Origin of the sequence: Liquorilactobacillus sicerae, assembly GCF_029916425.1 — a bacterium.
Taxonomy (GTDB): domain Bacteria; phylum Bacillota; class Bacilli; order Lactobacillales; family Lactobacillaceae; genus Liquorilactobacillus; species Liquorilactobacillus sicerae.
In genome coordinates this window covers 1-416 of sequence record NZ_JAHAVQ010000312.1, presented here as the reverse complement: position 1 = coordinate 416, position 416 = coordinate 1, and the positions used below count along the sequence as shown (strand labels likewise).

Sequence of the window (416 nt, the reverse complement as noted above, 5' to 3'; positions counted from 1 at the left end):
GTTATAAATGCCTTTGCAAATCATCAAAATCCGATTGAAAATTTCGATGCTTTGGTACATTTGTTAAGAATCGCCCGTGGCTTAAAAACGCGATTTATATTCTTGTTAGGTGCTGGGTCCTTGGAAAGACAAGACGGAAAAATGCTTTTAGATGCACTTTCCCAATTGCCTAACAATGATGCATGGATTCGCGAACCACGGTATGGTGTTGATGAATTATATGTTTTACAGCACGATAGCGAGGGTGTTAATTGGACAGCTGTTTCTCCACAACAGGATTTTTTAAATGGGCCGAAATCTGAATATGTTACCGGACGTAATAATTTAATTTATGCCGCAGATGGAAAGTCTCATATAACCTCTGGGAATATGGCTACGGCAATTCTTAACGAGATTGAAGAACCACGCTTTATTAA

The 416-nt window shown here is 38.7% G+C and carries 1 protein-coding gene; it reads left to right on the top strand.

Features of this window, described 5'->3' with window-relative positions; genetic code table 11:
• Nucleotides 1–120: 120 nt before the first annotated feature.
• Nucleotides 121–416: Rossmann-fold NAD(P)-binding domain-containing protein (locus KH893_RS12605; RefSeq protein WP_486606309.1), on the top strand; the 296-nt coding region annotated here is incomplete at its 3' end.